Raw genomic sequence first — 21,833 nt, forward strand, 5'->3', positions numbered from 1 at the left:
TCACGGCCCCGGATGCGGATTGTCGGGCAGCGACGGGATCGCGCGCAGGTACTCGTAGATGGCGTAGAGGTCCCGCGTCGTCATCTTGCCGACGGCAGGCCACGGCATCACCTGCAGGATCTGGCCGGCCGGGTCGTGCGGGTTGTGGCCCGTGCGCAGCGTCTGCACGAATTCGTCGCGCGTGAGGCCGGCCGGGCGGCCCGCGTTGTCCGGCGTGAGGTTCGGCGCCGTGAAGGGGCCGAACTGGCGCCCGCCGGACATGTACTGCTCCGCGTTGACGCGCTCGGGCTGGCCCTGGAACGGATCGCCGCCGGGCGAATAGGTCGGGTGCGTGTGGCAGTCGATGCAGCCCGTCGTGTTGACGATGTAGCTGCCTTGCCACACGAGATTCCTCTGCTTGCCCTTCAGGTTCAGGATGACGCCGGGCGGGACGATTTCGCGGCCGCGCATGGCGCGGCTGTTCGTGTCGCTCAATGCCGAGGCGGCGTCCATGTCGCTGTCCTGGCCGGGTCCCGCAGCGTACGGGGCCGCGCTGGCGGCGGCGAGGGCGAATGCAAGGCAGATACGGTGGGCTGCGTTCATGCTGTGTCTCCTGGGGTGGGTCGCTGAAGACGAATCAACTCAGTATAGGCGTCAATACGGAACAAGCCAGCCCGGCCTTCCTGTCCATTCTGATAGGGTTCCCGTGAGAATGCGCGCACTTTGGCTGCGGCGGTCGTGGCACCATCACGGATCGACATCGGAGACATGCATGACGACATCATCCAGGCCGTGGATCCAGCTTGCCGCCGCCATCGCGGCCGTCGGGGCGCTCATCCACGTGGCGGCCATTCCGGCCGGCCCCGCGTGGTACGCGTACTTCGGCGCCCCGCCGAGCGTGGTGGAGTCCGCGCGCGCCGGCACCTGGCCCGCGCCCGTGGGGGCGCTCGTCATCGCACTGCTGATGGCGACGTGCGCCTGGTATGCCTGCGCGGCGCTGGGCGCGGTGCGCCGTCCGCCGCTGCTGCGCACAGGCCTCGCGACGATGGCCGCGATCTGCCTCGTGCGCGCGCTGCTCCTGCCGCCGCTGGCCGTGACCCACCCCGAGTTGCGCAACACGTTCGAGGTCGTCGCGTCAATCCTGTGGGGCCTGGCGGGCATCGGCTTCGCGCTCGGCGTGAAAGCCGCGCGCAGGCCGGCGCTATACTGACGCCACCATGCACCTGTACCGCGAATTCCCGCCGCATCCCGCGCTGGCCGGCCACGTGGCCTGCCTGTGGACCAGCCGCGCCGTCCCGAACGGTGTGCCCGTGCGCACGCGCGTGCTGCCCGACAACTGCATCGACATCCTGTGGCAAGATGTCTCGCCGCTCGGCAAGGTGGCCGGCATGATGTCGCGCCCGCACCATGTCGAGTTGGCGCAGCCGGTCCTGACGGTGGCGGTGCGCTTCCTGCCGGGCGCCGCGCGCGCCTTCGTCGACGTGCCCTTGACCGAACTGCAGGACGGCCACCCGGCCCTGGCCGACCTGTGGCCGCGCGCCGACGCGGAAGCGCTGGCGGCGGCATTGTGGGAGCGCGAGCGCCCGACGGCACAGCGGCTTGCCATCGTCGAACAGGCCTTGCTCGCGCGTCTGCATGCGCGCGCGCCGGCGCGGGCGGATGCGCTCGCGAGGGCGGCCGTCCTGCGGCTCGAGGCGAGCGGCGGGGGCGTGCGCGTCGAAGCCCTTGCGGACGGGCTGGGCGTCACGCGCCAGCACCTCGCGACGCTGTTCCGCGAACGCGTGGGCCTCCCCGCAAAGACGTTCGCGATGGTGTGCCGCTTCCGCCGCGCGCATGCGGCGCTGCGCGGCCGGGATGCCGCCGTCGACTGGGCGCGCCTCGCCGGCGACTGCGGCTACTACGACCAGTCGCATCTCATCCACGCGTTCCGCCAGTTCGCGGACGCGACCCCGGAATCCTTTCTGCATACCGCGCCATGATCGTCATCGCCGCCCCGTCGAACCTCGGACTCCGCCCGCTGCGCCCCGGCCATGAACCGGGCACGTGGCGCGCGCCCGCCGCGCTGTTCGAGGCGGGACTGCTCGAACGCCTGCAAGCCGGCGCGCCCGTCGTCATGCCGCGGCCGTCCTGGAAGCCCGGTCCCGATCCCGGCACGCGGCTGCGCAACGGCCTCGCGATGCGCGACTTCAACCTCGCGCTGGCCGACCACGTGGCGGCGGCGGGCGCACGGGGCGAGTTCGCATTCGTGGTGGGGGGCGACTGTTCGATCCTGCTGGGGGCACTGGCGGGTGCGCGGCGCCGCGGGCCGCTGTCGCTCGTCCACGTGGACGGTCACAGCGACTTCCGCCACCCGGGCAACTACGACCCCGACAGCATGCTGGGAGCCGTCGCGGGCATGGACCTCGCGCTGGCCACGGGCCGCGGGGAGGCGCTGATGACGGACTGGCCGGGCGTGGCATCCCCGCTCGTGCAGGATCGCGACGTCGTCCAGATCGGCGAGCGCGATGGCCGGCGCCCCGACTTCGCCTGGGCCGACGTGAACGACACGGACTTCGAACGCATCGACGTGTTCACGGCGAACGAGATCGGGCCGCAGGCGGTGCTGGAACGCACCCGGCAACGGCTGCAGCAGCGCTTCTGGATCCACCTCGACGTCGACGTGCTGGACGAAGCCGTGATGCCCGCCGTTGACAGTCCGGGCGCGCCGGGCATCGCGCCGGACGACCTCGTGACGATCCTGTCCGGCCTCGTGGCCGATGCGCGCTGCGTCGGCATGACGGTCACCGTGTTTGATCCGGACCTCGATCCGGACGGACGGCATGCGCGCACGCTCGTCGGGCTGCTGGGCCGGCTGCCGTTGCGCTAGCCGCCCGCCGGCAGCGCCGCGTACCAGTCCGCGTACGGCGTGTTCGCCACCATGCGCCGGTTGTAATCCGGCGCGCCATCCGTCCACCACACGGGGCCGCGCTCGCCGAGGGCGCGCTTGGCGGCATCGACGTCATCCCGCGCACGCCGTTCCGCCTGTGCATCGCCCGCCTTTTTCGCGACGCCGACCTGCCGCCGCGCGCGCATCAGCCCGTCGACGAGCGCCTGCCGCGTCCCTGGATCGAGATCGGGGTTGCTCGTGCGCCAGAGGCGGCCCGCGACGACGAAGTAGCGGCCGTCGGGCGTGACGGGGTGTTGGGTGGGCATCGCAATATCTCGTAACACTTGTGAGGACCGGTCTTAACGCCATTTTACAGACGAGAACCTTATGCTTTCCGCACTATTCCCGGACATGTAAGGAGACTCGATATGCGCGACCATTCCCCGGCCGGCCGGCTGGCCGACGAACTGGCATCCGGCGACGTCAGGTTCACGATCAGCAACGGCCAGGTCACCGGCCTCGAACACGTGATCGGCAGCCGGACGATCGCGGCAGGCCCGCCCGCCGACGCGACGTTCACCGTGGGCACGGGCACCGTCACGGAAACGCTGACCCGCGGCACGGCCACCGCGACGCTGACGTACACGGTGGACGCGGACGACGCGGGCCTGTACCACCTGACGCAGGAAGTGCGCAGCTTCGACACGACGGCGGCGACCACGCCGACGTACGGCTTCACGGTGAGCGGCGGCGCCGTCACGGCCATGACGCAGACGTTCGGCACCTCGGGCTGGGCGCACAGCGTGGCCGTCGGCGACCTGGCCGCCAGCGTATTCACGGTGGAAGGCAGCACCGTCACGGAAACAGCGATCCGCGGCAACACGCTGGCGACGCTGCGGTACACGACGACGGACGGGACAACGTACAAGCTCGCCTCCGAAACGCTGACGGTGGTGCCGGTGGGGACGGCGCAGACGGCGCTGGACGTCGAACCGTACGAACGCATGCGCTTCACGTTCGACGGTGCCACGGTGTCGGCGGCACAAAGCGTGAAGGCGGACGGCACGGCGGTCGACGTCCACCTGGGCACCACCGTCGCGTACGCGCTGGCGGCCGCGGGCTATGTCGTGGAGACGATCACCCGCGGGAATCACTCGTATTACGAAGTCTTCCACGACGGGAACGGCGACGGCATCTACACGGCCGTCGCGCACGGCCAGGGCACGACGGTCGATCTCGTCGGCCTGCAGTCGCAGATCACGGCGCAGATCGACGCCTTGCTCTGATCCGCTTTCCATTTTTCCAATCCACGGGCGCGCGAAACAGGCATCATGGAGCCTTTACGACAGGAGACACCATGATCAAAGGATTGCGCACCGTGACTTATCCCGTGGCCGACCTCGGCCGCGCCAAAGCCTGGTTCGCCGACGTGTTCGGCGTCCAGCCCTATTTTGACCAGCCGTTCTATGTCGGCTTTGCCGTCGGCGGGTTCGAGCTGGGCCTTGTCCCGGACGGTACCCCGGGCACGACCGGGTCGACGACGTTCTGGGGCGTGGACGATATCGCGGCCGAGGTCGAACGCATCGTCGGCCTCGGCGCCACCGTCCATGCGGCGATCCAGGAGGTGGGCGAGGGCATCAAGGTGGCGGAATTGAAGGACCCGTTCGGCAACGTGCTCGGGCTCATCGAGAACCCGCTGTTCGACCCCGCCGCCGTGAAGTAGTTACATGCCGGCCGGCGGCTCGACGGGGATCGGATTGCGCAGCGACAGGTTGATCGCATTCCAGCCCCGGATCACGGCGATCGTATAGCCCAGCTCCGCGATCTCGGCCTCGCTGAAATGCTCGCGCAATGCGGGCCAGGCGGCATCCGTGTCGTCGCGGTGGGGCAGGGCGTTGACGGCGTCGGCCCAGGCCAGCGCAGCGCGTTCGCGTTCGCTGAAGAACGGCGATTCGCGCCAGGCGGCCACGCTGTTCAGGTGGCGCGGGTCGGCGCCCTGCTTGATCAGGTCGCGCCAGTGCATGTCCACGCAGACGCCGCAGCCGTTCTGCTGCGAGACGCGCAGGTTGACGAGTTCCACGAGGCGCGGGCCCAGCGCGCCCTGCTTGACGGTCTGGGACAGGTTGACCATGGCCTTCAGTGCGGACGGGGCCAGGGTGAACAGGTTGATGCGTGCAGCGTGCGTCATGATGGTTCCTTTCGAATGAACAGGGTGCGAAATGCAGCCTTCTATTCATTAGACGGAACGGCCCGCGGGTTTGTGACAGGTCACGCAAATTATTTCAAACCGTACCGGACCCGCGAGCTGCGTGCCCGTTCGTGCGGCGCGAAGAGGCTGCTTGCGCGGTCCAGCAGGCCGCGCGCCTGGGCAAGCCGTTCGCGTTCTTCGGCGACGAGCGGCCTGCCGTCGTCCGTCAGCATGCGGATGACGTGGATCGCCAGCTCCTTCGCCGCGATGTCCTCGGGCAGGCCGGAGCGCGTACACAGGCCGTACGTGCCGGCCAGGAAATGCTGCCACTCGCTGCGCAGGTGCGCGTCCGTCGCCTCCATGCCGGACAGGGGCAGGGCAGCCAGCGCCGTCCGGTAGCGCGCCGCGAACAGAGCGTAAGGATCGTGGTCTCCCTCCAGCAGCATGCGCAGCCACTCGACATAGCCCGTCGCATACCAGTCGAGCGCATGCGCTTCCGCGTGCTCGCCGAAATACGACGCGCAGTCGATCCGGACCTGCAGCCGGTACGACGGTGCGGGCATCGTGCCGGCGGCGATGAAGGCATCCAGGTGGGCGCCGTCCGTGGCGCAGGCCGCGAGCAGTTGCGCGCGGGTGAGGAAGTGGGTGTGCAGATAGTCGATGAGTTCCATGCACCGATGCTAGCGATTTGCCGCGCAAGACGATTCGGCCGCGCCCGAAGCATCCGTCGAAAAATTTTAAGCCTCTGGCAAGAATTCCGTTTTTGGCGCATATTACCGGGTTTGCGCGCCTTAAAAGACGAAAAACCCCTGTAATTACAAGGAGTTGGCGCCGTTCCCGTCTGGAGTCGTTACATGCTGCTTGACCTGGTCCGCATCGCGCTGCGGCGCCCCTATACTTTCGTCGTGCTGGCGCTCACGCTGCTCATCATCGGGCCGCTGGCCGCCATGCGCACGCCCACGGACATCTTCCCCGACATCAAGATGCCTGTGATCGCCGTCGCGTGGCAGTACACGGGCCTGCCGCCGGACCAGATGTCGGGCCGGGTGTCGACACTGTTCCAGCGTTCGCTGACGACGACCGTCAACGACATCGAACACATCGAAGCGAACACCTTTCCCGGCATCAGCATCGTCAAGATTTTCTTCCAGCCGGGCGTGGACATCGCGGTCGCGAACGCGCAGGTGACGGCGATCGCGCAGTCGGCGCTGCGCCAGATGCCGGCCGGGATCACGCCGCCGCTGATCCTCAACTACAACGCGGCCACCGTGCCGATCCTGCAGCTGGCGCTGTCCGGCGCGGGCCTGTCGGAACAGCAGCTGTTCGACCTCGGCATGAACACGCTGCGCACGCCGCTCGTGACGGTGCCGGGCGCCGCGATCCCGCTGCCGTACGGCGGCAAGCAGCGGCAGGTGCAGATCGACGTGAAGCCGGACGCGTTGCAGGCGCGCGGCCTCTCGGCGCAGGACATCGCCAGCGCGCTGGCGGCGCAGAACATCCTGACGCCGGTCGGCAACCAGAAAATCGACGCGCTCGACTACACGATCCAGTTGAACAGCGCGCCGTCCGCCATCGAGGATCTGGGCCGCATCCCGGTGAAAATCGTGAACGGGACGGCGATCCTGTTGCGCGACGTGGCCGACGTCCATGACGGCAACGCGCCGCAGACGAACATCGTGCACGTGGACGGCGGCCGTTCCGTGCTGATGTCGATCCTCAAGAACGGCACCGCGTCCACGCTCGCCATCGTCGACGGCGTGCGCGCGAGGCTGGATGCGATGAAGGCGGCGCTGCCCGACAACCTGAAGGTCGCCGCCATCAACGACCAGTCGGTGTTCGTTCGCGCCGCGATCAAGGGCGTGGCCATGGAGGGCGCCATCGCCGCCGCGCTCACGAGCGTGATGATCCTGCTGTTCCTCGGCAGCTGGCGCTCGACCGTCATCATCGCCGTGTCGATCCCGCTGTCGATCCTCGGCTCGATCATCGCCTTGGCCGCCACCGGCGAGACGCTGAACCTGATGACCCTCGGCGGCCTGGCGCTGGCCGTCGGCATCCTCGTCGACGACGCGACGGTCACCATCGAGAACATCAACTGGCACCTGGAGCAGGGCAAGGCCGTGGAACCGGCGATCCTCGACGGCGCCCGGCAGATCGTGGCGCCGGCCCTCGTGTCGCTGCTGTGCATCTGCATCGTGTTCATTCCGATGTTCTTCCTCGAAGGCGTGGCGCGCTTCCTGTTCGTGCCGATGGCGAAGGCCGTGATCTTCGCGCTCGTGTGCTCGTTCATCCTGTCGCGGACGCTCGTGCCGACGATGGCCAACTGGCTGCTACGCGCGCACGACACCCATGCGGCGCACGCGCACGCGACGGGCGGCAATGCGTTCCAGCGCTTCCAGCGCGGCTTCGAAGCCCGCTTCGAGCGCCTGCGCCAGGGCTATCACGGCATCCTCGAACGCTCGATCGCGCGCCGCAAGGCGTTCCTGCCGGGCTTCATGGCCGTCGTGCTGCTGTCGTTCGCGCTCGTGCCGTTCCTCGGCTCGAATTTCTTCCCCGCGGTCGATTCCGGCCAGGTGCTGATCCACGCGCGCGTCCCGGTGGGTACCCGCGTCGAGGAAACGGCGCTGCGGTTCGCGCAGATCGAGAAGACGATCCGCACCGTCATCCCCGGCCGCCAGATCACGACGATGGTCGACAACATCGGCCTGCCGTCGTCGAGCATCAACACCACGTACAACAACACGGGCACGATGGGTTCGCAGGACGGCGACTTCCAGATCGCGCTGGGCGAAGAGCACGCGCCGACGGCGGACTATGTGCGCAAGCTGCGCACCGTGCTGCCGCGCGCATTCCCCGACACCACGTTCTCGTTCCCGCCGGCCGACATCGTCAGCCAGATCCTGAATTTCGGCTCGCCGGCGCCGATCGACGTGCAGGTGCGCGGCCGCGACCTCGACGCCGACTACGCCTATGCGCAACAACTGCTGAAGCGGATCCGCGCGATCCCCGGCGTGGCCGATGCCCGCATCCAGCAGAGCAACCGCGCGCCCGTGTTCAACGTCGACGTCGACCGCACGCAGGCGCAGCTCCTCGGCCTGACGACGCGCGACGTCACCAACAGCCTCGTGGTCAACCTCGCGGGCAGCAGCCAAGTGGCGCCCACGTACTGGCTGAATCCGCAGAACGGCGTGAGCTACCCGATCGTGATGCAGACCCCGCAGGCGCAGCTCGATTCGCTGGCGGCGCTGTCGAATCTCCCGGTCGGCAACGGCGCCAGCGCCAACGCGGCAACCCTGGGTGCACTGGCCAGGGTCCAGCGCACCAGCGGCAGCGCCCTGATCAGCCAGTACGACGTGCAGCCGATGGTGCAGATTCACGCGGCCACGCAGGACCGCGACCTGGGCGCCGTCGCCGCCGACATCCGCAAGGTCATCGCCGAAACGAAGGCGGACGTGCCGAAGGGCGCGTCGGTCGAGATGCTGGGGCAGGTGCGCACCATGGAGCGCGCGTTTTCCGGCCTGCTGTTCGGTCTTCTCGGCGCCGTGGGTCTCATTTACCTGCTCATCGTGATCAACTTCCAGTCGTGGCTCGATCCGGCCGTGATCGTGTCGGCGCTGCCGGCCGCGCTGGCCGGCATCGTGTGGATGCTGTTCGCCACGCACACGACACTGTCCGTGCCCGCGCTCACGGGCGCCATCATGTGCATGGGCGTGGCCACGGCGAACAGCGTCCTCGTGATCAGCTTCGCGCGCGAACGCCTCGATGAACTCGGGGACGCCGCCGCGGCCGCGCTGGAAGCGGGCTTCGTGCGCTTCCGTCCCGTCCTGATGACGGCGCTGGCCATGATCATCGGCATGCTGCCGATGGCGCTGGGCCTGGGCGAGGGCGGCGAGCAGAACGCCCCGCTGGGCCGCGCCGTGATCGGCGGCCTGCTGTTCTCCACGGTCGCCACGCTCGTCTTCGTCCCCGTCGTCTTCAGCCTCGTGCACGGCCGGCCTGCGCGCCGCGCCGTCCCTCATTCCAGAGTACCCGCCCATGCAAACTAAGCCCCACACCCCGCGCAACCGTTCCGCCATCGTGGCCGTCGTGTGCGTCCTCGGTGCCGGCGCCATCGTCACCGGCGGCTTGATGACCCGCCACTCGCAGGCGGTGGCATTGCAGTCGGCCGCCGCCGACAATGCCGTGCGCAGCGTGAACCTGGTCGCGTGGAAGGATGCGCCGAACGCGCCGCTCGAACTTCCGGCCCGCATCGAGGCGTGGTCGCGCGCACCGATCTATGCCCGCGTCGGCGGCTACGTGGGCCGGTGGAACGTCGACATCGGCGCGCCCGTGAAATCCGGGCAGGTGCTGGCCGTGATCGAGACGCCGGACCTCGACCAGGACCTGCGCCAGGCCCAGGCCCAGCTCGCGGTCGCGCGCACGGCGCTCGGCCTCGCGGAAAGCACCGCGCAGCGCTGGCAATCGCTGGTCGCGCAGAACGCCGTGTCGAAGCAGGAAGCGGACGAGAAGCAGAACGATTTCGTGGCGAAGCAGGCCAATGTGCAGGCGCTGACCGCCAACGTGGAACGCCAGCAGGCCCTGAAGCGCTACACGCGCCTCGTCGCGCCGTTCGACGGCGTCGTCACGGCCCGTAACATCGACGTCGGCGCACTCGTGAATTCGGGTGCAAGCGGTACGAGCGGCAGCGAGTTGTTCGTCGTCTCCGACCTGCGCAAGCTGCGCGTCTACGTGCAGGTGCCGCAGCGCCAGGTTGCGCTCATTCATCCGGGCAGCAGCGCCGTGCTGAACGTGCCGGAGCGGCCGGGCCGCGCCTACAAGGCGACCGTGCAATCGCTGGCGCAGGCCATCAACGCGGGCACGGGCGCGATGCTCGTGCAGCTCGCGGTGGACAACGCCGGCGGCGAACTGCTGCCGGGCGCGTACGCGAACGTCCGCTTCGACCTGCCGGCCGCGCGCGACGCCGTGCTCGTGCCGCCGGGCGCCCTGATTCTCGGGAAGAACGGCACGCGCGTGGCGACGGTCGATGCCGCCAACCGCGTGCACATCAAGTCCGTGACGATCGCGCGCGATCTCGGCAACGCCATCCAGCTCGAGGGCGTGACGCGCGCCGACCGCATCATCGACAGCCCGCCGGACGGCATCGGCGACGGCGACCAGGTGCGGGTAGCGAAAGCTGGCTGACTCTGGTCAGTGGGTGACGAAGCCCGACTCGGCACCCCAGCGGATCGCGGCCCGGTTCAGAACGACGGCTTCGGCATCCGCCAGCCAGCCGTCGGCATCCGCGAGGCGCCACATCGCCCCAGCAGGTTGCGGCGCAGTTCGGGCGACTCGACGTCGTCGAGGAAGGCGTCGATCGTGGCCGTGTCCACCTGGACGGTGCCATGGTGCGCCGTGGCCAGCAGGTCGTTGCACAACTCGTGCAGGACCGTGTCGAACTCGTCGTCGTCCAGCGCGATGTGGTCCAGGATCCGCGACCGGTAGACCGCTTTCAGCTCGCTGAGGGCGACGTTGCCGTCCACGATCATCGTCAGGGCCAGCAGGCGGCCGGCGGCGCGGGGACTGTTTTTCGGGTATGAGCGCATCGTTGGTTCTCCTTTAAGAATGATGAGTGTCTTGCTTGCGCGCGACGTAGAGGCTGGCGATACAGCTGCCGGCAATGAGCACGGCGACGACGGTCAGCGAGGCCTGGACCGGCATGTGATACCAGGGCATGATCAGCATCTTCGTGCCGATGAAGGTCAGGACCATCGCCAGGCCGTACTTGAGCAGGTGGAAGCGGTCCGCCATGTCCACCAGCAGGAAGTACAGGGCACGCAGACCCAGGATCGCGAACAGGTTGGACGTGAAGACGATGAACGGGTCCGTCGTGATGGCGAAGATGGCCGGGATCGAATCCACCGCGAAGATCAGGTCCGTCGCTTCGATCAGCATCAGGACCATGAACAGCGGCGTCACGTAGCGGATCCCGTTCGCGATCACAAAGAACTTCTCGCCATGGTCGCCGTCAGTGACCCGCAGGTGCTTGCGGGCGAAGCGCAGGATCGGGCTGTGCGCCACGTCCGGTTCCTTGTCGGCCGCGACCAGCATGCGCATGCCCGTCAGCAGCAGGAAGGCGCCGAACACGTACAGCACCCAGCTGAATTCACTGACGACCCACGCGCCGGCGCCGATCATGACGGCACGCATGACGATGGCGCCGAGGACACCGTAGACCAGCACCCGGCGCTGGTATTGCTGGGGCACCTGGAAGGCCGTGAAGATCATCAGGAACACGAAGATGTTGTCGACCGAGAGCGCTTTTTCGATCAGGTAGCCGGACAGGAATTCGAGCGCCTTCTGGTCGGCGACGTCCGCGCCCACCGTGGTTTTCAGGTACCACCACAGGCCGCCGTTGAACAGCAGGGCCATGCTGACCCAGGCGATGGACCACAGTCCCGCTTCCTTCACGCCGACCTTGTGCGCTTTGTTGCCGCCGAACACGAACAGGTCCAGCGCCAGCATCACCAGCACGAACCCGACGAAGCCGGCCCACATCGGGCCGCTTGCGATGGTCTCGATTCCGTTCATGATTGCTCCGGGTTGTCGTTGAATGAGCTCACTATAGACGCACGTTAAAGATCGTACTAATCGTGTTATCTTTCATCATTCATCGGTTTTTTCGATGCATTGGCACGCCATGAGTTCACTCAACTACAAGCATCTGCGCTATTTCTGGATGGTGGCAAAGACTGGCAGCATCGCGACGGCCGCCGCGCAACTGCACCTGACGCCGCATGCGATCTCGGGGCAGCTGTCCGAGTTCGCAGCCACGCTGGGCGTGCAGCTGTTCCGGCGCGCCGGCCGCAACCTCGAGCTGACCGAGGCCGGCCGTCGCATTGCCCGCTCGGCCGAACAGATCTTCACGGCCGGGGATGAGCTGCTGGAACTCGTGCGGAACAGCCAGTTCGCGACGCCGCAGCCGTTCCGGGTCGGGTGCGCGGATTCGGTCTCGAAACTCATCGCGTGCAGGCTCGTGGAGCCGGCGCTCAAGCTGGAGGAGCCGGTCAGGCTGGTGTGCCGCGAAGGCCGTCTGGACAACCTCCTGGCCGATCTCGCCGTCCACCGCCTCGACCTCGTCATCGCCGACAGGCCGATCCCCGCACACTTCAGCGTGCGCGCCTATAACCACCTGCTGGGGGAAAGTTCGATGACGGCGTTTGCCACCGCGGACCTGGCGGCGCGGCTGGGGCCGGATTTCCCGGGGTGCCTGGACGATGCGCCTGTCCTGTTCCCCGGCGAGGATGTCGCGATCCAGGGCCGTCTGCTGCAATGGCTGGAGCGCGACGACATCCACGTGCGCGTGATCGGGGAGTTCGACGACAGCGCCATGATGCAGGCGTTCGGCCAGTCGGGAGCCGGTGTGTTCTTTGCGCCGACGGTCATCGCGGCGCAGGTGTGCGACCAGTACCAGGTCGTCGAGATCGGTACCGTCGGTGCCGTGGTCGAGCAGGTCTACGCGATCACGACCGAGCGGCGCCTGAGCCATCCCGCCACGGTCGCGATTGGCGCGCTCGCGCGGGACACGCTGTTCAGGGCTTGATGTGCGGCTGGGTGGCGCCCGGGTTCAGGATCTGGTTCGTGTCGATCTGGTCCTTGTTGATGACCTGGGCGTTGCCGGTCGTGTGACGGCGCGGCAGCATGCTGCCCGTCGGTGCCTCGCGGTCTTCGCGCGAGAGTTGCTGGCCGTCGTTGGTCGGCGTTTCGGCGCAACCTGCCAGGACGCAAGCCGCGGCGGCGGCGATCAGGAGTGGTTTCATCATGCCTGGTAATCCTTTTTTTATCTGGTTGTTGGTCCAGACAATATAGGCGCGATATCGTCCGAAATCTGTCGTCGATTTGTCGCCGCGGCCTCCGCGAGAATCCAGTCCCGCACCGCCGACAATGCGCGGCTGCCGGCACCGGGGCGCTCCAGCAGCCAGTAGCCGTGATCGGTCGTCACGGGCGGCCGCGCCGTGGCCAGCGCGAGCTTGCCGTCCGCGAGCAGGTTCCCGACCAGCGCCAGGCGGCCGAGCGCGACGCCTTGCCCGGCCAGTGCTGCCTGCACCACCTGGTCGTACTGGTTGAACAGCAGGCGTCCATTCCCCGTCGCCGCTGCCTTGTGCCCGGCGCCCCGCAACCAGTGCTTCCACTGGAGCCCGGGCCGCGAAGGATCGTCGTAGTCGATCAGCACGTGCCGGCGCAGCTGGGCCGGATCCTCGATGGCCCTCACGCCCAGCGACGGGTGCGCCACGGGCACGAGGACCTCGCTGAACAGGCGTACCGCATCTGCCGGCGCCGCCGCGTCGGGGCAATAGCGCAGCGCGAGGTCCATGCCGTCGCGCTCCAGGTCCATCACGCGGTTGGTGGCGGCGACGCGGACGTCGACGTCGGGTGCGCCGCGCTGGAAGGCGCCCAGCCGCGGCAGCAGCCACAGCGCCGTGACGCCGATCGTGGCCGTGATCGTGATGCACGGCCGCTCGGCGGGCGGGCGCAGCGTGCCGATCACGGACCCCAGCTGTTCCAGCATCGGATCGGCATTCCGGAACAGGTGCCGGCCTTCCGGCGTGAACTCGATGCTGCGGTATGCGCGCACGAACAGGCGGCAACCGAGCGCCGCCTCCAGCGCCTGGATCTGGCGGCTCACGGCGGACTGCACGATGCACAAGTCTTGCGCGGCCAGCGTGATGCTCATGCGGCGGCCCACCGCGACGAAGGTGCGCAGCAGGTCGAGCGGCGGCAGGTCGATCAATCGGTGCGGCATATGGCGGCTCCCTCGCATGCCGATGCGGCATGCGACCCGGTCATTTTAAACGTTTGAACGGCGGCCGACGACGGCTTGTAATGAAGGTTCTACGGCATTCATTCAAAGGACCAGCATGCAACCGACACCCGTCAGTGCGACACTCCAGTATCTGCAAAGCGCAGAACACAAACCCGTCACCTACATGCTCGCGCCGCCCGGCGGGCATACGTGGGACACCGGCTGTTACGCGTCGACGCCTGTGACCATCATTGACGGACGCGGCAAGGCCGATGCGCCCGCGCTCGACCGCGAGGGCTTCCAGTTGTGCAGCGCACCGAGCGCGATGCGTTCGTTCGGCGAGCGCGACGCCATCCAGCGCGTGTACTATCGCGAGATGGAGGAGCTTGCACGCGCCGTCTCCGGCGCGCGCCACGCCATCGTGTTCGATCATCTCGTGCGCCGGCGCGATCCGGAGACTCCTACGCCGTTCGGCGCGCGCAACGGCCAGCGTCCCGGCACGGCCACTCGCGTGCACTGCGATTTCACGCCGGCGTCGGCGCAGCGCAGGCTGGCGATCGAGATGGAGGCGCACGGGATCCGGTCGGTCTCGCGCCATGCCATCGTCAATCTCTGGCGCTCGACGGGGCTGCCGGTGCTGGACGCGCCGCTGGCCGTATGCGACGCGCGTACCGTGGCGGCGTCGGACCTCGTGGCCGCGGATATCGTCTATCCGACCCGTACCGGCGAAATCTTCGAAGTGCTGCATAACCCGGCCCACGCGTGGACGTATTATCACGCCATGCAGTTCGACGAGGTGCTGGTGTTCAAGCAGTACGATTCCCAGGACGGCATGTCATGCTTTACGCCGCACGCCGCGTTCGCGCATCCGGACACGCCGCCCGGCACGCCGCCGCGCGAGAGCATCGAGATCCGCTGCCTTCTCACCTTCGACTGACAGGAACCGTGCATGAATACGATCGAATTCTGGTTCGACTTCGGCAGTAACTACAGCTACCTGAGCATAATGCGTACCCAGCGCATCCGGCGTCTCGCGGCCGACGCGGGTGTGCGGGTGGTACTGAAACCGTTCCTCCTCGGGCCGATCTTCAAGGCGCAGGGGTGGGAGACGTCGCCGTTCGTGCTGCAGGCCGCCAAGGGGCGCTATGTGTGGCGCGACATGGAGCGGCAGTGTGCGAAATACGGCTTGCGCTGGCGGCAGCCTTCCGTCTTTCCGCGCAACGGGTTGCTGGCGGCGCGCGTCGCGCTGCACGGGGAGGGCGCGGCGTGGGAGTTCGATTTCTGCGAACAGGTCATGCTGGCGAACTTCGCGGACGACCGGGAGATCGGGGACGAGGCGGTCATCCGCGCCATTCTGGCCGGACTTGGCGTGGACAGTGACCCGATCGTCGCGGCTGCGCGGGGCGACGCGTGCAAAGCCGGATTACGTGCGCGGACCGCCGCTGCCCAGTCGCGCGGTATCTTCGGCGCGCCCACTTTCTTCGTTGGCGACGAGATGTTTTGGGGGAACGATCGGCTCGAGGATGCGCTGGCGCTCGCCGGCCGGTGAAATTCATTACTCTGATTCGGGAAAATGATGCCTTTTCGAGACCGTTGAATCGATAGAATACAGGCCAGATCGTTCACGTGCCGGATATGAGGAAGTTCATGAAAGTTGGGAAGTGCATTCTCGCAGCAACCATCGCGACTGCCCTGGCAGGGTGCGCCACGGAGCCTGTCAAGGGCACGTTTCACTGGACATCGAGTGCGCCCCTGATCTCGCCCCAGCCGGTTCCGGACCAGACCATCCATGGCGTGAAAGATCCTTCGATCGTCCACGTGAACGGCAAGTATCACGTGTTCATGACGACGGCCGGCTCGAAAGGCTGGGGACTCGCGTACACCAGCTTCGACAAATGGGAAGATGCCGCGTCCGCGCCCATCGTCCCGCTCGACAAGTCCCCGATGGGGCCGGGTTATCGCGCTGCGCCGCAGGTCTTCTATTTTGCGCCGCAGAAGAAGTGGTATCTCGTCTACCAGGGGGGCGATCCGCTGTATTCGACGTCGGACGATATCGGCGATCCGATGTCCTGGAGCGCGCCGAAGCCGTTCTTCCCGGTGGTTCCCGACATCATCAAGGAACCGCAGGGCCACGGCTGGCTGGATTTCTGGGTCATCTGCGACGATAAAAAATGCTATCTGTTCAATACCGACGACCATGGCCGCCTGCTCCGGTCCGAAACGGATCTGAGCCAGTTCCCGAACGGCTTCCGCAATACGGTCGCCGTCCTCAGCGAAAAAACGGAAGACTTGTTTGAGGCGAGCAATACCTACCGGATTGCGAATTCGGATACGTACATTACCCTGGTGGAGGCAATGTCTCCGAAAGGACGCTATTTCCGGATCTGGAAGAGCGATCGCCTGGACGGAAAATGGGAGCCGTTCTCTTCCGCGCCCATGAACACGTTCGCCGGCAGCGATAACGTCGAACGCCTTTGGTCGGAAGGGATCTCGCACGGTGAAATGATACGGACGAATGCCGACCAGACGATGACGATCGATCCGTGCCGGCCGCTCGAATACCTTTTCCAGGGCAATGACCCGGCCGTGCGTGTGGATGACTACATCAAGCTGCCGTATCGCCTGGGTGTCATCACGGCGAAGGGCGACAATCCGGTGAGCGCGCTCTGCCGCCGGTAGTGCTACTATTTCCTCATGCACCGCACCCATTTCACCCGTCAAGCGATTATTACCACCATCATCCGGATGGTGGGTTAGCGCTTGCTTTGCGACCCGCCTGGAGGCGGGTTCGCACCACAACCAGTCTCCATGGCCCAACCCAAGGAGACTTCATGGCACCCCATCCCCTCGAACGACTGATCCGCGCCGCCGATGCCGCCATCACGGCGGAAGATTTCAATGCGCTGATGGATTTTTATGCGGACGATGCGACGCTCGTCGTCAAGCCCGGGCTGAACGTTTCCGGCAAGGAGAACATCCGCGCGGCGTTCGTGCGGATCGCCGACTACGTGCAGCACAGTCTTGTCGTCGGGCAGGGACGGATGGAGGTGATCGAAGGCGGGAATACCGCCCTCGTCATCATGGAATCCACGCTGGACTACGTGGAGGCGGGGGACAAGGTGAGCGTCACGCGGCGCGCGACCTATGTGTTCCGGCGGGAGACCGACGGGCACTGGGTGTGCACCGTCGACAATTCGTACGGCACGGCGTTGCTGGATTACCCACCCAGATAACGCCGGTCGAACCGGTTGCCCATCCGCGTCAGCACTTCGTAGCCGATCGTCCCGGCTTCCGCCGCGACGACGTCGACATGCTGATGCGGCCCAAGCAGCTCGACGGTCATGCCCGGCTGCAGACGGGCTTCCGGCATGCCGGTGACGTCCAGCGTGATGCTGTCCATCGACACCGTACCGGCAATCGGCACGCGCACGCCGTCGATGTATGCGCAACCCCGGCCGGACAGGGCGCGCTGCCAGCCGTCCGCATAGCCGATGGCGATGGTGGCGATACGGCGCGTGCCGTCCGCCACGTAGCGGGCCCCGTAGCCGACGGCATCGCCGGCCTCGATCGTCCGTACCTGCACGATGCGCGCGTCCAGCGACACGGCCTGGCGCAGCGGGTTCGCATGACCCGGCTGCGGATTGATGCCGTACAGCGCGGCGCCCGGACGCGCGAGGTCGTAGTGAAAATCGGGGCCGAGGAAGACGGCCGACGAATTCGCGAGGCTCGCGGGCATCGCCGGGAATTGCGCGCGGATGGCGTCGAAGCGCCGGCGCTGGCGCTCGTTCATCGGATGATCCGGCACGTCCGCGCAGGCCAGGTGGCTCATCAGGAGGACCGGCTCGAATGCAGCGAGCCAGTTGGGCGGATCGCCCAGCGCATCGAGGTCCGCGGGCGACAGGCCCATGCGCGACATGCCGCTGTCGACCTGCACCGCGGCGGAAAGGCGGCGGCCGAGGCGTTCGCACAGGGCGCTCCATTCGCGCACCTGGCCGGGGTCGTTCAGCACCGGCGTCAGGCCGTGTTCGAGGAAGTCGGCGGCCGTGCCGGGCGGCGGTCCATGCAGGACGTAGATGGTGCTGTCGGGCGGGACGATGTCGCGCAGGTGGATGCCTTCGTCGACGTGGGCCGTGAAGAACACGCGGCAGCCCGCGTGCACGAGCGCGGGCGCGACGCGCACCATGCCGAGACCATAGGCGTCGGCCTTCATGACGCCGGCGACGACGGCGCCGCCCGCGCGTTCCACCAGCAGGCGGTAGTTCGCCGCGATGGCGTCCAGGTCGATGGTCAGGAGCGCGCCGGCGCGGGAAGCGTTCGCGACGTGCGAGGGATGGGCGACCGCGTTCATGCCTTGGCCAGCTCCGCGCGCACGGGTGCGGTGCGGGTGCCGGCATAGCGGAACACGGCCAGGTCGTCGGCGTGGATGGCCGGGACCTTGCCGCTCACCAGGTCGGCGATGACGCTGGCCGAGCCGCATGCCATCGTCCATCCCAGCGTGCCGTGGCCGGTGTTGAGGAACAGGTTCTTCAGCGGCGTGGCGCCGACGATCGGGGTGCTGTCCGGCGTCATCGGGCGCAGGCCCGTCCAGAACGTGGCGCGCGCGACGTCGCCGCCGCCCGGGAACAGGTCGTTGACGACGAGTTCCAGCGTCTCGCGCCGGCGCGGATTCAGCACCTTGCTGTAGCCCGCGATCTCCGCCATGCCGCCCACGCGGATCCGGTCGTCGAAGCGGGTCACGGCGATTTTATAAGTCTCGTCGAGGATCGTGGAGGCCGGTGCTTTCGCCGCATCGACGATCGGCACCGTGATCGAATAGCCCTTGAGCGGGTAGACGGGCACGCGGAACTGGTCCTGCAGGAGCAGGCGCGAATAGCTTCCCAGTGCCAGCACGTAGCGGTCGGCCGTCACGCGGCCCTTGTCCGTTTGTACGCCGACGACGTGGCCATTGGCGATGTCGAGGCGTTCGATCGCCGTGTCGAACTGGAAGCGCACGCCGAGCTCGCGCGCCATCTGCGCGAGACGCGTCGTGAACAGCTGGCAGTCGCCCGTCTCGTCGTTCGGCAGGCGCAAGCCGCCGACCAGTTTATTGCGCACGTTGCCCAGTGCCGGCTCGGCCTGCGCGAGCTGCTCGCGGCCGAGAACTTCGAACGCCACGCCGGCTTCCTTCAGCACCTCGATGTCCTTGGCGGCGCCGTCGAACTGCGCCTGCGTGCGGAACAGCTGCAGGGTGCCTTGCTGGCGGCCTTCGTAGGCGATACCCGTTTCGGCACGGAGCGAACGGATGCAATCGCGGCTGTACTCGGCGAGGCGTACCATACGCTCCTTGTTGACGGCGTAGCGGTCGGCGTCGCAGTTCTTATACATCTCCCACATCCACTGAAGCTGGAACAGGGAGCCGTCCGGCTGGATCGCCAGCGGCGCGTGGCGCTGGAACAGCCATTTGAACGCCTTCAGCGGAATGCCCGGCGCCGCCCACGGCGATGCGTAGCCCGGCGAGATCTGGCCGGCGTTGGCGAAGCTGGTTTCCAGGGCCGGACCCGGTTGACGGTCGATCACGGTGACGTCGTGGCCGGCCTTGGCCAGGTAATAAGCGGTGGTCACGCCGACCACGCCGCTGCCGAGTACGATGACGCGCATAGCTTTCCTTGTGTCTCTGTTATTCTAGAATCAGAAAATGTTTTTATTGTAGTAGTCGTAATGCGATAATTGTTTCGGTTTGCAATTAACTTTTTAGTGATAAATCATGCGCGTGCAAAAAGACTCGAACCGTGTGCTGGACCGCATCGACCTGCACATCTTGTCCATCCTGCAGGACGACGGCCGCATCGTGATGAAGGACCTGGCGGAGCGCGTGGGCCTGTCGCTGACGCCCTGCATCGAGCGTGTGAAACGCATGGAGCGCGACGGCGTCATCGCCGGCTACCATGCCCGCGTGGCGCCGCGGGCGCTGGGGCTGCAGATCCTCGTGTTCGTGGAGATCACGCTGCGCCAGAAGTCGGAGCAGGCGTTCGAACGCTTCCGCCGCGCGATGCTGGCGATTCCCGAGGTGATGGAATGCCACCTCGTGTCCGGGGACTTCGATTACCTGATCAAGGCGCGCATTCCGGAGATGACGGAATACCGGCGATTGCTGGGCGAGATCCTGCACGTGGCGGATGGCGGCCAGTCGAAGAGTTATGTCGTGATGGAAGAGGTCAAGGAGACGCTCGCGGTGTCGATCGCGCGTTGACGGGACGTGCCGGCACGTCCCGTCGAACGGTCAGCCTCAGCGGGTGACTTTATCCCAGCCGTGCCGGACGGCGGCCTTCACCTTTTCCCAGGTCGAGCCGGCGGCGCTGCCATGGCTGCTTTCCCAATCGGTGCGCAGGTCCGGTTCGACGTCGTCCCATTGGCGGCCCTGGTAGCGCGCGTCGCTGCGCATCTGCGTGCCGTAGCTGTACGCCGGCGCATAATCGTCGTAGCTGCCGCCCGCGGCGCCGTAGGTGCTGGCGTAGTGCGTGCGATAGTAGGTGTCGTCGGCTTGCGCCGAACCGCCCAGCCGCTCGACCTGCACTTCGGTGTGGCGCACGGTGTCGCTCACGTTTTCCTGACGCTGGGTGACTTCCTTGCCGACCAGGACTTCCTCGACGACGCGGGCGGTCTTCTGCACGACCGCCTCCTCGCCGGTGGCACGCACCTCGATCGCCTGTTCACGCAGTGCGTCGGCGTCGGCCGGACGGTCGACCGCATGGCGCTCGACATTCACGCGTTCCTCGCGCAGGCGGATCTGCTCGTGCACCGGTTGCTCCGTCATGTAGGAGCGCACGCGCACGCCGCCGCGCTCGACTTCGCGCTTGCCGACGATGAGCTGTTCCTCGACGACGGGGACGTGCGCTTCGCCGCCCGTGGTCCCCGCGGCCGGCGCATCGCGGTCGGCGGCCGCGACCGTGGCCGCGCCGGCGGCGCCCGTCACTGGCGGCACCCAGCCTTCCGATTTCCACTGGTTGGCGCGCTCGTCGATATCGACGCTCCCGAGATGGCCGTCCTCGAGGGCGCGGACCGCCTCGTCGACCTCGTCGTCATCGACGTCGGCGACCAGCAGCAGGCCGCCACGGCGCACGCCTTCCTCGTACACGTGGCGGTCCTCCTCGGGCAAGAACGCGTTCTTGATCGACGCCCACATGCCGGGCGCCGCGGGCGACGAGTAGCCGGTCTCGCCGATCGACGACTTGTCGTAGATATTGACGTTGTCCATATCGATATTCGCGTCGAGCAGACGCTGGCGGCCGGCCTCGGCATCGGCCCGCGTATCGAACAATGCTGTGATAGTCCGTGACATGGGATATTCCTTTCTGTGTCTGTTGGGATCAGCGCTGGAGCACGATCAGCTCGGTGCGACGGTTCTCGAAGCGGCCGCTCTGGGTGGCGTTGGTGTCGACGGGATTCGACTCGCCGCCGGATGCCGTCTCCAGGCGGGTAGCGGCAATACCTTCGGCCACGAGTGCCGCCTTCACGCTCTCCGCACGTTCGTTGCCGAGCGTGGCGTTGGCGGGAGCCGTGCCGCGTGCATCGGCATAACCGACGATGCGGATGCGCGCATTCGGATACTGCTTCAGGGTGGCTGCCAGCGCGTTCACCTCGTCGCGGTCCGCCGCACGGATGTCGCTCTTGTTGGTATCGAAATTCAGCTTTTCGAACACGAAGGTGCGGGGCAATGCTTCGGTACCGCCAAGATAGGTACCGACGGTCGACGTCACGGGGAGGGGCGTCGTCGTCGTCGTCGGGGTGACGGGGACGGTGGCGGGTGCGGCGGTGGAGCCCGCTGCAACACGGGCGGCCTCATTGTTGCGGTTGCAACGTGTCAGCCCAAACAGCAGAGCAAGAACGCCCAGCGCGAGCAGTAACCAGGGCAGCCAGCCCGTCTTTTTTGTAGCCGGGCCGACGTGAACGTCCCGTGGCGGTGCGCCGTCGCCGCGATGATCCGGATTTGCCATGATGCCTTCTCCTTATTCCGTTGTAGGTATGTTTGAAGTAGTCGCCAACGT

General features: G+C 67.0%; 25 protein-coding genes. 13 read left to right on the plus strand and 12 right to left on the minus strand.

Going from position 1 to position 21,833, the window contains the following annotated elements:
* Nucleotides 1-582, minus strand: a complete 582-nt coding sequence (locus P0M04_RS24585; protein ID WP_259452150.1) for a hypothetical protein — start codon at nucleotides 580-582, stop codon at nucleotides 1-3.
* Nucleotides 583-751: 169 nt separating this feature from the next.
* On the opposite strand from P0M04_RS24585, the gene P0M04_RS24590 reads away from it, so the two are divergent.
* Genes P0M04_RS24590 through P0M04_RS24600 form a run of 3 tightly spaced genes read left to right on the plus strand, consistent with a single transcriptional unit; the run spans nucleotide 752 to nucleotide 2,845 of the window.
* On the plus strand, nucleotides 752-1,189 hold the full coding sequence (locus P0M04_RS24590; protein WP_259452151.1) for a hypothetical protein: 438 nt from the start codon (nucleotides 752-754) through the stop codon (nucleotides 1,187-1,189).
* Nucleotides 1,190-1,196: 7 nt separating this feature from the next.
* On the plus strand, nucleotides 1,197-1,958 hold the full coding sequence (locus P0M04_RS24595; RefSeq protein ID WP_259452152.1) for a DUF6597 domain-containing transcriptional factor: 762 nt from the start codon (nucleotides 1,197-1,199) through the stop codon (nucleotides 1,956-1,958).
* The gene (locus P0M04_RS24600) at nucleotides 1,955-2,845 is read left to right on the plus strand and encodes an arginase family protein (RefSeq protein ID WP_259452153.1); all 891 of its coding nucleotides are present in this window, start codon (nucleotides 1,955-1,957) and stop codon (nucleotides 2,843-2,845) included. The genes P0M04_RS24595 and P0M04_RS24600 overlap by 4 nt, the downstream gene beginning before the upstream one ends.
* Here P0M04_RS24600 and P0M04_RS24605 read toward each other — a convergent pair.
* On the minus strand, nucleotides 2,842-3,171 hold the full coding sequence (locus P0M04_RS24605; RefSeq protein ID WP_259452154.1) for a hypothetical protein: 330 nt from the start codon (nucleotides 3,169-3,171) through the stop codon (nucleotides 2,842-2,844). The genes P0M04_RS24600 and P0M04_RS24605 overlap by 4 nt on opposite strands.
* Before the next feature lie 102 nt (nucleotides 3,172-3,273).
* Here P0M04_RS24605 and P0M04_RS24610 point away from each other — a divergent pair, with 102 nt between their 5' ends.
* Nucleotides 3,274-4,131 (plus strand): hypothetical protein, encoded by an 858-nt coding sequence (locus tag P0M04_RS24610; protein WP_259452155.1) that lies wholly within the window; start codon nucleotides 3,274-3,276, stop codon nucleotides 4,129-4,131.
* Between the two features lie 71 nt (nucleotides 4,132-4,202).
* Nucleotides 4,203-4,568, plus strand: coding sequence for a VOC family protein (locus tag P0M04_RS24615; protein WP_259452156.1), 366 nt, complete (start codon nucleotides 4,203-4,205; stop codon nucleotides 4,566-4,568).
* Here the strand turns inward: P0M04_RS24615 and P0M04_RS24620 are convergent, their stop codons facing one another.
* Nucleotides 4,569-5,033, minus strand: coding sequence for a carboxymuconolactone decarboxylase family protein (locus tag P0M04_RS24620; RefSeq protein WP_259452157.1), 465 nt, complete (start codon nucleotides 5,031-5,033; stop codon nucleotides 4,569-4,571).
* A gap of 89 nt (nucleotides 5,034-5,122) precedes the next feature.
* On the minus strand, nucleotides 5,123-5,704 hold the full coding sequence (locus P0M04_RS24625) for a DUF6058 family natural product biosynthesis protein (RefSeq protein ID WP_259452158.1): 582 nt from the start codon (nucleotides 5,702-5,704) through the stop codon (nucleotides 5,123-5,125).
* A 186-nt stretch (nucleotides 5,705-5,890) separates the two neighbouring features.
* Here P0M04_RS24625 and P0M04_RS24630 point away from each other — a divergent pair, with 186 nt between their 5' ends.
* Nucleotides 5,891-9,076: an efflux RND transporter permease subunit gene (locus P0M04_RS24630; RefSeq protein ID WP_259452307.1), complete on the plus strand. Its 3,186-nt coding sequence runs from the start codon at nucleotides 5,891-5,893 to the stop codon at nucleotides 9,074-9,076.
* Entirely contained in the window at nucleotides 9,066-10,211 is a 1,146-nt protein-coding gene (locus tag P0M04_RS24635) for an efflux RND transporter periplasmic adaptor subunit (protein WP_259452159.1), read from the plus strand. Before P0M04_RS24630 ends, P0M04_RS24635 begins: the two co-directional genes overlap by 11 nt.
* 56 nt (nucleotides 10,212-10,267) lie before the next feature.
* Here P0M04_RS24635 and P0M04_RS24640 read toward each other — a convergent pair whose 3' ends face one another.
* A complete protein-coding gene (locus P0M04_RS24640; RefSeq protein WP_281042093.1) occupies nucleotides 10,268-10,612 on the minus strand; it encodes a TerB family tellurite resistance protein in 345 nt (114 codons plus the stop codon).
* A gap of 13 nt (nucleotides 10,613-10,625) precedes the next feature.
* Entirely contained in the window at nucleotides 10,626-11,597 is a 972-nt protein-coding gene (locus tag P0M04_RS24645) for a TerC family protein (RefSeq protein WP_281042094.1), read from the minus strand.
* A 109-nt stretch (nucleotides 11,598-11,706) separates the two neighbouring features.
* On the opposite strand from P0M04_RS24645, the gene nhaR reads away from it, so the two are divergent.
* Nucleotides 11,707-12,609, plus strand: a complete 903-nt coding sequence (gene nhaR, locus P0M04_RS24650) for a transcriptional activator NhaR (RefSeq protein WP_259452161.1) — start codon at nucleotides 11,707-11,709, stop codon at nucleotides 12,607-12,609.
* Here nhaR and P0M04_RS24655 read toward each other — a convergent pair.
* Together P0M04_RS24655 and P0M04_RS24660 are read right to left on the minus strand one after the other, a co-directional pair.
* Complete coding sequence (locus tag P0M04_RS24655) at nucleotides 12,599-12,829, minus strand: hypothetical protein (protein ID WP_259452162.1); 231 nt, start codon at nucleotides 12,827-12,829, stop codon at nucleotides 12,599-12,601. The genes nhaR and P0M04_RS24655 overlap by 11 nt on opposite strands.
* A 17-nt stretch (nucleotides 12,830-12,846) precedes the next feature.
* On the minus strand, nucleotides 12,847-13,809 hold the full coding sequence (locus tag P0M04_RS24660; RefSeq protein ID WP_259452163.1) for a LysR substrate-binding domain-containing protein: 963 nt from the start codon (nucleotides 13,807-13,809) through the stop codon (nucleotides 12,847-12,849).
* A 115-nt stretch (nucleotides 13,810-13,924) separates the two neighbouring features.
* Here P0M04_RS24660 and P0M04_RS24665 point away from each other — a divergent pair, with 115 nt between their 5' ends.
* From P0M04_RS24665 to P0M04_RS24680, 4 genes are all read left to right on the plus strand, one after another.
* Nucleotides 13,925-14,746 carry a CmcJ/NvfI family oxidoreductase gene (locus tag P0M04_RS24665; RefSeq protein WP_259452164.1) on the plus strand — a complete coding sequence of 274 codons (822 nt, stop codon included), beginning with the start codon at nucleotides 13,925-13,927 and terminating at the stop codon, nucleotides 14,744-14,746.
* A 12-nt stretch (nucleotides 14,747-14,758) separates the two neighbouring features.
* Complete coding sequence (locus P0M04_RS24670; protein ID WP_259452165.1) at nucleotides 14,759-15,358, plus strand: 2-hydroxychromene-2-carboxylate isomerase; 600 nt, start codon at nucleotides 14,759-14,761, stop codon at nucleotides 15,356-15,358.
* Nucleotides 15,359-15,444: 86 nt separating this feature from the next.
* On the plus strand, nucleotides 15,445-16,488 hold the full coding sequence (locus tag P0M04_RS24675; RefSeq protein ID WP_281042095.1) for a glycoside hydrolase family 62 protein: 1,044 nt from the start codon (nucleotides 15,445-15,447) through the stop codon (nucleotides 16,486-16,488).
* A 152-nt stretch (nucleotides 16,489-16,640) separates the two neighbouring features.
* On the plus strand, nucleotides 16,641-17,042 hold the full coding sequence (locus tag P0M04_RS24680; RefSeq protein ID WP_259452167.1) for a YybH family protein: 402 nt from the start codon (nucleotides 16,641-16,643) through the stop codon (nucleotides 17,040-17,042).
* Here P0M04_RS24680 and alr read toward each other — a convergent pair.
* Entirely contained in the window at nucleotides 17,027-18,157 is a 1,131-nt protein-coding gene (alr, locus tag P0M04_RS24685; protein WP_259452168.1) for an alanine racemase, read from the minus strand. The genes P0M04_RS24680 and alr overlap by 16 nt on opposite strands.
* Nucleotides 18,154-19,446, minus strand: a complete 1,293-nt coding sequence (locus tag P0M04_RS24690; protein ID WP_259452169.1) for a D-amino acid dehydrogenase — start codon at nucleotides 19,444-19,446, stop codon at nucleotides 18,154-18,156. The genes alr and P0M04_RS24690 overlap by 4 nt, the downstream gene beginning before the upstream one ends.
* Nucleotides 19,447-19,552: 106 nt before the next feature.
* Between P0M04_RS24690 and P0M04_RS24695 the strand changes: the two genes are divergently transcribed.
* Nucleotides 19,553-20,038, plus strand: coding sequence for an Lrp/AsnC ligand binding domain-containing protein (locus P0M04_RS24695; RefSeq protein ID WP_105376963.1), 486 nt, complete (start codon nucleotides 19,553-19,555; stop codon nucleotides 20,036-20,038).
* Nucleotides 20,039-20,074: 36 nt separating this feature from the next.
* Here P0M04_RS24695 and P0M04_RS24700 read toward each other — a convergent pair whose 3' ends face one another.
* Both P0M04_RS24700 and P0M04_RS24705 read right to left on the minus strand, forming a co-directional pair.
* Nucleotides 20,075-21,127, minus strand: coding sequence for a YsnF/AvaK domain-containing protein (locus P0M04_RS24700; RefSeq protein WP_259452170.1), 1,053 nt, complete (start codon nucleotides 21,125-21,127; stop codon nucleotides 20,075-20,077).
* Nucleotides 21,128-21,155: 28 nt separating this feature from the next.
* On the minus strand, nucleotides 21,156-21,782 hold the full coding sequence (locus tag P0M04_RS24705) for an OmpA family protein (RefSeq protein ID WP_259452171.1): 627 nt from the start codon (nucleotides 21,780-21,782) through the stop codon (nucleotides 21,156-21,158).
* Nucleotides 21,783-21,833 lie beyond the last annotated feature (51 nt).

Origin of the sequence: Telluria mixta (assembly GCF_029223865.1) — a bacterium.
In the GTDB taxonomy this organism is placed as follows: Bacteria; Pseudomonadota; Gammaproteobacteria; order Burkholderiales; family Burkholderiaceae_D; genus Telluria; species Telluria mixta.